Annotated in this window: 12 protein-coding genes; 8 read left to right on the forward strand and 4 right to left on the reverse strand. The window is 73.5% G+C overall.

The genetic code is table 11. From position 1 onward, the window contains the following. On the reverse strand, positions 1 to 1,014 hold the full coding sequence (locus JWQ92_RS06960) for a methionine ABC transporter ATP-binding protein (RefSeq protein WP_297343743.1): 1,014 nt from the start codon (positions 1,012 to 1,014) through the stop codon (positions 1 to 3). 76 nt (positions 1,015 to 1,090) lie between these two features. After that, positions 1,091 to 2,059 carry a MetQ/NlpA family ABC transporter substrate-binding protein gene (locus tag JWQ92_RS06965; protein WP_297343744.1) on the reverse strand — a complete coding sequence of 323 codons (969 nt, stop codon included), beginning with the start codon at positions 2,057 to 2,059 and terminating at the stop codon, positions 1,091 to 1,093. 210 nt (positions 2,060 to 2,269) lie between these two features. Here JWQ92_RS06965 and solA point away from each other — a divergent pair, with 210 nt between their 5' ends. Then, positions 2,270 to 3,403 (forward strand): N-methyl-L-tryptophan oxidase, encoded by a 1,134-nt coding sequence (gene solA, locus JWQ92_RS06970; RefSeq protein WP_297343745.1) that lies wholly within the window; start codon positions 2,270 to 2,272, stop codon positions 3,401 to 3,403. Between the two features lie 82 nt (positions 3,404 to 3,485). On the opposite strand, the gene JWQ92_RS06975 is transcribed toward solA, so the two are convergent. After that, positions 3,486 to 4,337: a TIGR03620 family F420-dependent LLM class oxidoreductase gene (locus tag JWQ92_RS06975; RefSeq protein WP_297343746.1), complete on the reverse strand. Its 852-nt coding sequence runs from the start codon at positions 4,335 to 4,337 to the stop codon at positions 3,486 to 3,488. 365 nt (positions 4,338 to 4,702) lie between these two features. Between JWQ92_RS06975 and JWQ92_RS06980 the strand changes: the two genes are divergently transcribed. The 7 genes from JWQ92_RS06980 to JWQ92_RS07010 all read left to right on the forward strand — a co-directional run bounded on the left by JWQ92_RS06980 (position 4,703) and on the right by JWQ92_RS07010 (position 10,385). Next, positions 4,703 to 5,848: a zinc-dependent alcohol dehydrogenase gene (locus JWQ92_RS06980; RefSeq protein WP_297343747.1), complete on the forward strand. Its 1,146-nt coding sequence runs from the start codon at positions 4,703 to 4,705 to the stop codon at positions 5,846 to 5,848. A 10-nt stretch (positions 5,849 to 5,858) separates the two neighbouring features. Further along, positions 5,859 to 6,437, forward strand: coding sequence for a hypothetical protein (locus tag JWQ92_RS06985; protein WP_297343748.1), 579 nt, complete (start codon positions 5,859 to 5,861; stop codon positions 6,435 to 6,437). Between the two features lie 159 nt (positions 6,438 to 6,596). Further along, the gene (locus JWQ92_RS06990; protein WP_297343749.1) at positions 6,597 to 7,103 is read left to right on the forward strand and encodes a bifunctional nuclease family protein; all 507 of its coding nucleotides are present in this window, start codon (positions 6,597 to 6,599) and stop codon (positions 7,101 to 7,103) included. Between the two features lie 87 nt (positions 7,104 to 7,190). Continuing rightward, positions 7,191 to 8,474: an MFS transporter gene (locus JWQ92_RS06995; RefSeq protein WP_297343750.1), complete on the forward strand. Its 1,284-nt coding sequence runs from the start codon at positions 7,191 to 7,193 to the stop codon at positions 8,472 to 8,474. 77 nt (positions 8,475 to 8,551) lie between these two features. Next, a complete protein-coding gene (locus JWQ92_RS07000; RefSeq protein WP_297343751.1) occupies positions 8,552 to 9,433 on the forward strand; it encodes a phytanoyl-CoA dioxygenase family protein in 882 nt (293 codons plus the stop codon). Between the two features lie 59 nt (positions 9,434 to 9,492). After that, positions 9,493 to 9,918 (forward strand): thioredoxin, encoded by a 426-nt coding sequence (locus tag JWQ92_RS07005; protein ID WP_297343752.1) that lies wholly within the window; start codon positions 9,493 to 9,495, stop codon positions 9,916 to 9,918. Continuing rightward, positions 9,915 to 10,385 (forward strand): DUF4395 domain-containing protein, encoded by a 471-nt coding sequence (locus JWQ92_RS07010; RefSeq protein ID WP_297343753.1) that lies wholly within the window; start codon positions 9,915 to 9,917, stop codon positions 10,383 to 10,385. Before JWQ92_RS07005 ends, JWQ92_RS07010 begins: the two co-directional genes overlap by 4 nt. 4 nt (positions 10,386 to 10,389) lie before the next feature. On the opposite strand, the gene JWQ92_RS07015 is transcribed toward JWQ92_RS07010, so the two are convergent. Then, a partial coding sequence (locus JWQ92_RS07015) for a hypothetical protein (RefSeq protein WP_297343754.1) occupies positions 10,390 to 10,573 on the reverse strand: 184 nt, incomplete at its 5' end.

Below are 10,573 nucleotides of genomic sequence, written 5' to 3' on the forward strand. Positions count from 1 at the left end.
TCAGTCCTCCTCGACGACGTCGACGTCCGTGCGCCGGAGCGCCTCGAGCAGGTCGCGGACGGCGGCCTCCTGCCCCTCGAGGGCGTAGGTGAGTGCGCCGACCGGCCGCTCGGCGATCTCGCTGATGCCCCCGAACACGAGCTGCTCGGCGATGCCGTGCGCAGCGAAGGCGCGCGAGAGCTCCGCGGTGAAGCCTTTGCGGTCCGGCACGCGGACGGTGATGAGCCGGCCGGGATGGGACGCCCGCAGCCGGGCGACCGTGTCGGGGGACGGCCGGTCGTGCAGCACGGTGCGGACGAAGCGGGCAGCGGCCGGCGTCGTCGGCGTCGCGAAGACGTCGTACAGGTCGCCGTTCTCGATGACCCGGCCGCCCTCCATGACCGCCACCCGGTCCGCGATCGAGCGGATCGCCTCCATCTCGTGGGTGATCAGCACGATCGTGAGGCCGAGTTCCCGGTTCACCCGGTCGAGCAGGGCGAGCACGTCGGCGGTCGTCTCCGGATCGAGGGCGCTGGTCGCCTCGTCGGCGAGCAGCAGCCTGGGGTCGCGTGCGAGCGCCCGGGCGATGCCGACGCGCTGCTTCTGGCCCCCGGAGAGCTGCTCCGGATGGTGGTGCGCCCGATCGAGGAGCCCGACGAAGTCGAGCAGCCGGGCGACCCGCCGGTCGCGCTCCTCGCGCGGCACGCCCGCGACCGTGAGCGGGTAGGCGACGTTGCCCGCGACGGTCCGGGAGCGGAACAGGTTGAACTGCTGGAAGATCATCCCGATGCCGCCTCGGAGCTCGCGCAGCCGTCGCTCCGGCAGCGCACTGATCTCGTGCTCGCCGACGAACACCCGTCCCGAGGTCGGCCGCTCGAGTCCGTTGATCAGCCGCACGAGAGTGCTCTTGCCCGCGCCGGAGTAGCCGATCACGCCCTGGACCGTGCCCTCCTCGACGTCGAGCGTGACGCCGTCGAGCGCCACGGCGTCCCCGTAGCGCTTCGACACCTCCTGGATGCGCACGAGCGCGCTCATCCCGACCCCCGTTCCGTCGTTCCGCCGCCGAGACGGGCCCGCCCTCGTCGAGGCCGGGCCCGTCGATCCGGGCCGATCAGCCGTTCGCCGCCTGGTCGTCGGCCTGCAGCTTCGCCAGCTCCGCCTGCAGCGCGGACGGGCTCGTCGTCCGGAACACCGCCGTGCCGCCCTCGTCCTTGGTCACGGCCGCCTCCACGGACGGGTCGTGGTACAGCGCCGCGAGCTTCCGGTAGAGCGGCTTCGCCGCATCCGACTTCCTCGCGACGAACGCGTTCACGTAGGGCGCGGCGATGGCGCTGGAGGGGTCGTCCTTGCCGATCACGTCGGCGGCGGGCAGGTTCGCGGCGGTCGCGTAGTTGACGTTCACGACCGCTGCGGCGACCGACCCGCTCTTCAGGGCCGTCGCCGTCTGCGACGCGTCGAGCGGCGTCACCGTCACCGTCGAGGCCGTGACGTCCTTCGCGGTCGAGTACGCGGTGCCGCCGTTCTTCAGGGTGACGAGGCCGGCGCCCTGAAGCACGAGGAGCGCCCGCGCCTCGTTGATCGCGTCGTTCGGGATGGCGATCTTCGCCTTCGCCGGCAGGGCGGAGGCGGACCGGAACTTCAGCGAGTAGAGCGGAAGCGGGTAGACCGCGGTGGCTCCGATCGGCTGCAGCGAGTCGTGGTTCGTCACGTTGTAGGACGCGAGGAACTGGAGGTGCTGGAACTCGTTGAGGTCCGTCTGGCCCTGGCTGAGCGCCGGATTCGGCCGGCTGTAGTCGGAGAAGTTGACCAGCTTGACGGTGACGTTCAGCTTCTTCCTCGCCAACGAGGAGAAGACGCGCCAGTGCGATTCGGACTCGTCGGCGACGCCGATCGTGACGGTGGTCGGCTTCGCGCCGCCGGCGGAGGCCGCGGACGGGTCGGGCCGCACGGCGACGGCGATCGCGACGACGACGGCGGCGACGACGACCGCCGCGACGACGATCAGGCCGACCAGCCGTCCGGTGCGGCGCGGCTTCGGCGGCAGCTGCGGCGCCGCGTCCTGGTCTCTGGGTGTGCTCATGAAGGGGTCCCCCTGCTGCTCGTGCGTGGTGCTGGGACGGCCTTCTCCTTCGGGCGGCCGTCGCGCGATCCGCCGATCGCCCACGTCGATGGTGCTCGGCGCTCGAGGCGATGTCGAAACGTGGCGGTAACACTCGGTCATGCACGCGGGGCCGCCCGGCCGGACGCCTCCGCGCGGTCAGTAGGGTCGGTGCGGCCGGGAGGAGGGGCGATGGTCGAGGAGGTCGAGGTCGACGGCACCGTCGTCGTGGGGCTCGGCGGCATCGGCGCCGCGGCCGCGCTCGCGCTGGCGGATCGTGGCGAGACCGTGGTCGGCCTGGACCCCCGGCCGGCCGGTCACGCCGAGGGCTCCTCGCACGGGCACACCCGCCTGGTCCGCCTGGCCTACTTCGAGGACCCTGCGTACGTGCCGATGACGGTCCGCGCCTGGCGGCTCTGGCAGGAGCTCGAGCGGCGATCGGGCGAGCACCTGCTCACGGCGTGCGGCGTGCTCGCGCTCGCGCCGACCGGCGACCCGGCCCGGCTCGTTCCGGCGACGATCGAGGCTGCCCACCGATACGGGCTGCAGGTCGACCGGCTCGGTGCGGCGGCGATCCGGGAGCGGTACCCCGCGGTGACGGTGCCGAACGACTGGGAAGGGGCGCTCGAGCGGGAGGCCGGCTTCGTGGATCCGGAGGCGACTGTCAGGACGCTGCACCGACTCGCCCGCGAGGCGGGCGCGGATCTGCGCGCGGAGACGGCGCTGGCGATCGAGTACGGCGAGCGGCCGGTCGTCGTCACCGGCGGAACCCGCTACCACCCGCGCAGGGTCGTGATCACCGCCGGTCCGTGGGCGCCCGAGCTGCTCGGCGAGCGGCTGCCGCTCACCGTGACCCGCAAGGTCGTCGCCCACTTCTCACCCCTGGACCCGGACGGCCTCGGGCCGGACCGGCTGCCGGGCTTCGTGGCCGGCGCAGGCGGCGCCCTGCACTACGGCTTCCCGCTGCTCCCCGGCGACGGGGTGAAGATCGCCCGGCACGACGGTGGCGCGCCGACGACGCCGGCGAGCGTCGACCGCACCGTGCATCCGGAGGAGGTCGACGCGCTCCGCGCGGCGCTCGCCCGCCTGATCCCTTCGGCGGCCGGAGATCTCCTCACCGCCTACACGTGCCTCTACACGATGAGCCCGGACGGCGACTTCCTGCTCGGCCCTCTGCCCTGGGCCCCGTCCTGCATCGTCGCGACCGGATGCTCGGGGCACGCCTTCAAGTTCGTCCCGCTGCTCGGCGAGGTGCTCGCCGATCTCGCCCTCGGCACCCGGCCCCCGGTCGACATCGACTTCCTGTCCCCCGCGCGCTTCGCCTGACCCCGCGCCGCGATCTGCGGCCGCTGCGGACATCGGCGGCAGGTGTTCCGGCGGGGACGTCCCTGGTGGCCGCAGACCCGGGTCAGGACGATCCGAGCGCCGCGGCGAGCCCGCGGAGGGCGGGAACCGGGTCGGTCGCCGCGGGCTGCACCTGCACGCAGACGTGGTCCGCGCCCGCGTCGAGGTGCGCCCGGACCGCGGCGGCCAGCGCCTCGGCGTCGCCGTGCACGACGATCCGGTCGACGAGCTCGTCGCTGCCGTTCCCCGCCACGTCCTCGGGCGAGAACCCGCCGCGCAGCATCGTGCGGGTGTAGTTCTCCATGCCCAGGTACCGGGCGAGGAAGGCACGGGCGCTCCGCCGCGCCGAGACCGGATCCGCATCCAGCACGACGGTCTGCTCCGGAGCGACGAGCGCGGCGGCGCCGACCGCTGCCCGCTCCTCGGCCGTCTGCGCCGGGATCGTGAGGTACGGGTGGGTCCCAGCGCTCCGCTCGGCGGCGAGCCGCAGCATCCGCGGGCCGAGCGCGGAGAGCACCCGCGCCGCGACGGGCACGCCGCCCTCGTCGAGCACGTCGAGGTACCGGGTCATCGCCTCGACGGGCCGCACGCGCTCCGGCGTCGCCTCGCGGTGGCCGGAACCGACTCCGAGCAGCAGCCGGCCGGGATGCCGGGCCTCGATCCGCGCGAACGAGCGCGCCAGCTCGGCGGCGTCGGACCGCCATATGTTCACGATCCCCGTCGCGACCTGCAGCCGCTCCGTCGCCTCGAGCAGCGCCTCCGCCTGCCGCAGGTCCGAGGACGGGGAGCCGCCGATCCACACCGTGCCGTAGCCGAGCCCCTCGATCGTGCGCACGAGCGTCGCGTCGAGATCGGGGCCCCCGCGCCACACCCCGACCTCGCCGAGCCGTCGCCGCCAGTCCGTACCGGTGTCCATGCCGATCAGCGTATGCAGCGGTCGTCGATCCGGGGGCTCGCGCGACGACGGATCCGCGCCGAGCCACCTGGCGAGCAGGTCGACCCGCTGGACGAGGCCGTCGCGGCGCTCCCTGCGGCGGGCTTCGACGCCGGTCCGGCGGATCGCCCAGGTGGGGACGCCGGCCCTCGGACGGCGGGGGCGGCGGATCCGTGCCGCCACCGGATCGAGCTCACCGGGTGGGCCGCCTGGGCACCCGGCCGGCATCGGCGCGGCCGGCTTCGTCCGACGCCGGAGTGCTGCGTCCTCAGCCCTCCGTCGCCGCGCTCCCCGCCGTCGCCCAGGTTGTCGGCGAAGCATCGCGCGGGTCGCGGGGAGGAGCACCGATGCGGGCGATGGTGTACCGAGGGCCCTACAGGATCCGGGTCGAGGAGAAGGACGTCCCCCGGATCGAGCATCCGAACGATGCGATCGTGCGGGTGACGCTCGCGGCGATCTGCGGATCCGATCTGCACCTGTACCACGGGATGATGCCGGACACCCGGATCGGGACGACCTTCGGCCACGAGTTCATCGGGGTCGTCGAGGAGGTCGGCTCCTCGGTGCAGCGCCTCAAGCGGGGCGACCGCGTGATGGTGCCGTTCAACGTCTACTGCGGCTCCTGCTACTTCTGCGCTCGGGGCCTCTACTCGAACTGCCACAACGTCAACCCGAATGCGACGGCGGTGGGCGGCATCTACGGCTACTCGCACACGACGGGCGGCTACGACGGCGGGCAGGCCGAGTACGTGCGCGTGCCGTTCGCGGACGTCGGGCCGCAGATCATCCCCGACTGGATGGCCGACGACGACGCGGTGCTCCTGACCGATGCCCTCGCGACGGGCTACTTCGCCGCGCAGCTCGGCGACATCGTCGAGAGCGACACGGTGGTCGTGTTCGGGGCGGGCCCCGTGGGCCTCTACGCCGCCCGGTCGGCGTGGCTCATGGGCGCGGGCCGAGTGATCGTGATCGATCACCTCGAGTACCGCCTGGCGAAGGCGCGGGAGTTCGCCTACGCCGAGACCGTGAACTTCGCCGAGCTCGACGACGTCGTGCTGGAGATGAAGCGGCAGACCGACTACCTCGGTGCCGACGTCGTCATCGACGCGGCGGGCGCGGAGGCGGACGGGAGCCTGCTCCAGCAGGTGACGAGTGCGAAGCTGAAGCTGCAGGGCGGGTCGCCGACGGCGCTGAACTGGGCGATCGACTCGGTTCGGAAGGGCGGCACGGTGTCGGTCGCCGGCGCGTACGGCCCGGTGTTCAGCGCGGTGAAGTTCGGCGACGCGATGAACAAGGGCCTCACGCTGCGGATGAACCAGACGCCGGTGAAGCGGCAGTGGCCCCGGCTCTTCGAGCACATCCAGCAGGGCTACTTCCGGCCGAGCGACATCGTGACGCATCGCATCCCGCTCGAGCACATCGCGGACGGCTACCACATCTTCTCCGCGAAGCTCGACGACTGCATCAAGGTGCTCGTCCAACCGGGCGCGTGAGGAGATTCGGATGACCGACGTGAACCGGCCCTACGTGGCCGACAAGCCGCCTCTGGTGCCGACGCGCGAGGAGCTGCGGGCGCGCATCCCCGGCTGGGGCGCGGACCTCGATCCGAAGGACCGGCCCTCCTACCCGCGCGAGCGCTTCGATCCTGCCGGCACGGGTGCGCACTGGGACTTCCCGGACCGGCAGGAGGAGACGTACCCCCGCGAGCGGTCGATCGAGCACGGGATCCTGCCGCCGGTCTTCGGCACGGTGGCGCCCCTGCACGGGGTCTCCGGCCTGATCCGCCGAGCGGCGTACAAGCGGTTCAGCGAGGCGCGCCTCGCGCACTGGTTGCTCCTGATCGCAGGGGACCGCGTGGAGGCGGCCGGCGCGCACCTCCGGTCAGCGATCTCGCTGCATCCGGACGACCTGGTGACCGAGACGGGCGTGCGCACCGAGAGCGTGGGCCGCGAGGCGGGCGCCCTTCGGTCGGACCGGGCCGACACGAACCACCGCTGGATCGACCCCCTGCTCGTCGCGGGGCCGTGGGTGGTCACGGGTTGGATCGGGTGGCGGATCCTGCGGTCGGTGCTCCGCCGCTGACGGGCGTGGACCCCCGGCGCCGCGAAGATATGTCTACGCGCCGCAGCGCGCTGCGGTGTCCGCAGGGCGCTGAGGAAGCGCGAGGACGCCGCCCGGCCGGTGCTCCGGTTGCGGGCCTAGCCTGACGGCTCCGGATGAGGCGAGCCCTCGGAGGTGCAGATGATCCCGGTCCGTGTGCTCGGGCTCGTGGTCGACGCCCGGATGCAGCCGGTCGTGCTCCTCACGCCGCTCGACGGCGACGACGGGCACCGCACGCTCGTGCCGATCTGGGTCGGCAACCAGGAGGCCGCCTCCATCTCGATCGCGGTGAACGGGGAGGACGCACCCCGTCCCCTGGCCCACGACCTCATGCAGCGCCTGCTGCGCGCGGTCGGCGCGACGCTCGACCGGGTCGACGTGACGCGCATCGAGGAGGGCACCTTCTACGCGGAGCTCAGCCTCACCACGCCGAACGGCCACCTGCGGATCGACTGCCGTCCCTCCGACGGCATCGCCCTCGCCTGCCGCGTCGGGGCACCGCTCTTCGTCGCTGAGGCGGTGCTCGCGGACGCGGGCGTGCTCGAGGACGACGGAGAAGGCGCGGAGCCCGAGGAGGAGGCGGAGGAGAAGGTGGCGGAGTTCCGCCGCTTCCTCGACGAGGTCGACCCGGAGGACTTCCAGGGCTGAGCGGCGCCTCGTCGGTTCGGCGACGGATCCCGCCCGGGACGAGCGCCGGCGTCGGGCGCTGTCATCGGAGGTCTGTAGCGTCTCCGGGTGACCCTGACCGAGGCGACCGCGCGTCGCAGCCGCCGTGCGTGGCGGCTGTCGATGGCGGGCACCCTCGTCTCCTCGCTCGGCGGCGGGCTCACCCTGCCCTTCCTGCTCGTCTACCTGCACGCGGTGCGGCAGGTGCCGCTCGCGCTCGCCGGCGTCCTGGTCGCGGCGTCCGCGGTGGCCGGCATGGTGGCGACGGCCGCGGGGGGCCCGCTCGGCGACCGGTACGGCCTCGGTCGGATGCTCGTCGTGGGGCTCGTCGCCCAGGCGCTCGGCACGGCGTTGCTGGCGATCGGTGGCGGCGTGCTCGAAGCGGCCGTCGCGGTCGCGGTGATCGCCGCCGGGAACGGCGTCGCGTGGCCCGCGCTGAACGGCCTGATCGCGGGTCAGGTGCCGCTCTCCGAGCAGCCGCGGGCGTTCGCGCTGCGGTTCGGGGTCATGAACGCGGGGCTCGGCATCGGCGGCCTGGCGTCCGGCTGGATCGTGTCCCTGGACGACCCCGCCAGCTTCCAGCTCATCTACGGCATCGACGCGACGACGACCGCGATCTTCGCCGCGATCGTCGTGCTGGGGATGCGGGGCACACCGGGGTACCTGCCCGACCCCGCGGCCCGGCGGCGGCCCGGATCCGACCGGCCGCGCGGCGGCGGCTATCGCGCTGTGCTCGCCGACCGGCCGTTCACGGCCTACCTGGCGCTCGCGCTCCTGCTCGGCGTCTTCGGCTACGCGCAGCTGGACGGCCCCTGGGCCGCCTTCGCCACCCTCGTCGGGCACGCGACGCCGCGGATCGTCGGCATCGGGTTCGCGGCGAACACCGCCGCGATCGTCGTCTCGCAGCTCGCCGTCGTGCGCCTCACCCGCCGCTGGCGACGCACGCGGCTGCTCGCGCTCACCGCCACACTGTGGGCGGCGGCGTGGACCGCGACCGGCCTCGCGACCCTGCCCGCGCTGCACGGGCTCGCGGCGGACGTGGTGCTGGTCGCCGCCCTCGGCGTCTTCGGGCTCGGGGAGACGTTCCTCAGCCCCGTGTCCGGCGCGATGCCGAACGTCCTGGCGCCGCCGCACCTGCGGGCGCGCTACAACGCCCTCGCGTCGACGACCTGGCCGCTCGGCGGCCTGATCGGGCCGCCGATCGCGGGCGTCCTGCTCGGGGGCCCGGCGCCGCTCTCCTGGGTCGTGCTGATCGTGGCCGGCACCGCGCTCGCCGGCGTCGGCGCCCTCGGGCTCAGCCGCATCCTCCCCGCCCGGGCCGACCGGGCGCCCGTGGAGGAGCCGGCCGGCTGACCGGCCGCTCCAAGACGCCCGTCGTACCATCGCCTCACGGCCTACGACGGCCGCTTCTCGGCCCTTGAGGAGGACGCATGAGTGACACGACGACCCTCGAATCCCTGAGCATCGGGCGCCCGGATCCGCTGCCCGTCCCCGACGGGGCGAGCGACGAGGTCCGCGGGATCGTCGAGGGCATCTACGGCGACGGGATCGTCGCCGAGAAGGGCGCCTTCTCCCGTGAGTGGACCCGCGACATGGCGGAGGACATCTACCGGGCGTTCCATGAAGCGCTCGCGCGGCCGCGCGGTGCGGTCGGCCGCGGGCGCCGCCGCTACTACGTGGAGATCCACCCGGAGCAGCTGCGCGGCTTCGTCGAGCTGGTCGCTCACCCGTGGGTCCGGAAGGTGTGCGAGGCGATCCTCGGGTCCGAGTACCAGATCGTCGAGCTCGGCTTCGACATCCCGTTCCCCGGCGCGACCGACCAGCCGTGGCACCGCGACTTCCGGATGCCGGAGGCGACCAGGACCGAGAAGCGCCTCAGCTCGCTCGCGTTCAACCTGACGGCGATCGACACCGTGGAGGAGATGGGCCCGTTCGAGATCGCGCCCGGCACGCAGTTCGACCTCTCGCCGGAGTTCGACCACGAGATGTTCCCGCCGAAGTCGATGTGGTCGCGCTACGAGGGGCTGGCCGTGCGCAAGCACCCGAAGATGGGCGACATCTCGGCCCGCAGCGCCCTCACGATCCACCACGGCACGAAGAACGTCTCGGAGTCGCCGCGGCCGGTGCTCGTGCTCGGCGTGGATGCGCCCGGCGCGGGAAACGCGGAGCACCACGACATGGCCGTCACCCGCCCCTTCTACGACTCGCTCCCGGAGCGGGTCCAGCAGCACCTCGTCTGCCCGATCGTCGACGAGCTGATCCCGATCACGCAGAAGCACGACATCGAGGGCCTCATGATGGGCGAGGCCTGACCGCCGTCACATCCGGTCATCCTCGGGGTCATCGGCCGACCACGACGTAGCGTGACGCCGTGGTCGTGATCGCAGCACTGGTCGTGGCCGCCCTCGTGCTCGTCGCGTCCGTGCTCGGGCTGCTGTGGCGCACGACGACCGGGCGGGCGCGACGGGTGCGGGGACCCGTGGTGCGTCCCGAGGACCTCGGGACGGATGCCCTCGGTGCCCGGGCCACGCTGCTGCAGCTCTCGACGCCGATGTGCACGCAGTGCCCGCCGACTGCGCGGCTGCTCGGCGCCGAGGCCGCGCTCCGGCCCGGCGTCGTGCATCTCGAGGTGGACCTGAGCGAGCGGATCGCGCTCGCCGACCGCTTCCAGGTGCTGCAGACGCCGACCACCCTGCTGCTCGATGCCGACGGCCGCGTGCGCGGCCGCATCGGTGGCCGTCCCCGTCCCGAGACGCTCGCCCGCGAGCTCGACCTGCTGCTGGAGTCGCCCGCATGACCGCATCCGTCGCCACCCGTCCCACCAGCGTCGATCCGCGTGCTCCGCGGTTCGGGGCCGCGATCACCGCGGTCGTGCTGCTCGTCGACGTGTTCCTCGGCGTCGCCGGTGCCACGGTCGCGGCCGTCGTGCTGCTGGCCGCCGTGACGGCCCTGTTCGGCTGGGGGGCGTTCGCCGGCATCCGGCGCCACCCCTACGGCGTGCTGTTCCGCCGGTTCGTGCGCCCGCGCCTCGCGCCGCCCGCCGAGCTCGAGGATGCGGCCGCGCCGACCTTCGCGCAGCTCGTCGGCTTCGTCGTCACCGTCGTCGGGCTCGTGGTGGCGCTGTCCGGCGTGCCGCTCGCCGCGCCGATCGCGGCCGGGGTCGCGTTCGTCGCCGCGTTCCTGAACGCCGTGTTCGACTTCTGCCTCGGCTGCGAGCTCTACCTGCTGCTCGTGCGCGCCGGCCTGCTCGGCAGGCGACGCTGACCGCTCAGCGGACGGCGCGGAGCACGGCGGCGAGGTCGCCCGTTCGCGCCCGATCGCCCAGCCCGTTGCGCCGGACCCAGGCGTCGAAGCGCTGCCCGTCGTTGAGCGGCGCCGGCCGATCCACGGTCGCGCCGGTGGCGGCGAGGGCATCACGCACCGCGGTACCGGCCCTCCGGAGCGGCCGGACG

The sequence above is a fragment of the Amnibacterium sp. genome, from assembly GCF_025463795.1.
Lineage (GTDB): Bacteria > Actinomycetota > Actinomycetes > Actinomycetales > Microbacteriaceae > Amnibacterium.

What these genes read in the sequence shown, in the direction of transcription:
- JWQ92_RS06985 (WP_297343748.1), top strand. Translation starts at nt 5,859, where the DNA reads ATGACCGACGTGAACCGGCCCTACGTGGCCGACAAGCCGCCTCTGGTG.
- JWQ92_RS06975 (WP_297343746.1), bottom strand. Translation starts at nt 4,337, where the DNA reads ATGGACACCGGTACGGACTGGCGGCGACGGCTCGGCGAGGTCGGGGTG.
- JWQ92_RS06965 (WP_297343744.1), bottom strand. Translation starts at nt 2,059, where the DNA reads ATGAGCACACCCAGAGACCAGGACGCGGCGCCGCAGCTGCCGCCGAAG.
- JWQ92_RS06990 (WP_297343749.1), top strand. Translation starts at nt 6,597, where the DNA reads ATGATCCCGGTCCGTGTGCTCGGGCTCGTGGTCGACGCCCGGATGCAG.
- JWQ92_RS06960 (WP_297343743.1), bottom strand. Translation starts at nt 1,014, where the DNA reads ATGAGCGCGCTCGTGCGCATCCAGGAGGTGTCGAAGCGCTACGGGGAC.
- solA (WP_297343745.1), top strand. Translation starts at nt 2,270, where the DNA reads ATGGTCGAGGAGGTCGAGGTCGACGGCACCGTCGTCGTGGGGCTCGGC.
- JWQ92_RS07000 (WP_297343751.1), top strand. Translation starts at nt 8,552, where the DNA reads ATGAGTGACACGACGACCCTCGAATCCCTGAGCATCGGGCGCCCGGAT.
- JWQ92_RS06980 (WP_297343747.1), top strand. Translation starts at nt 4,703, where the DNA reads ATGCGGGCGATGGTGTACCGAGGGCCCTACAGGATCCGGGTCGAGGAG.
- JWQ92_RS07010 (WP_297343753.1), top strand. Translation starts at nt 9,915, where the DNA reads ATGACCGCATCCGTCGCCACCCGTCCCACCAGCGTCGATCCGCGTGCT.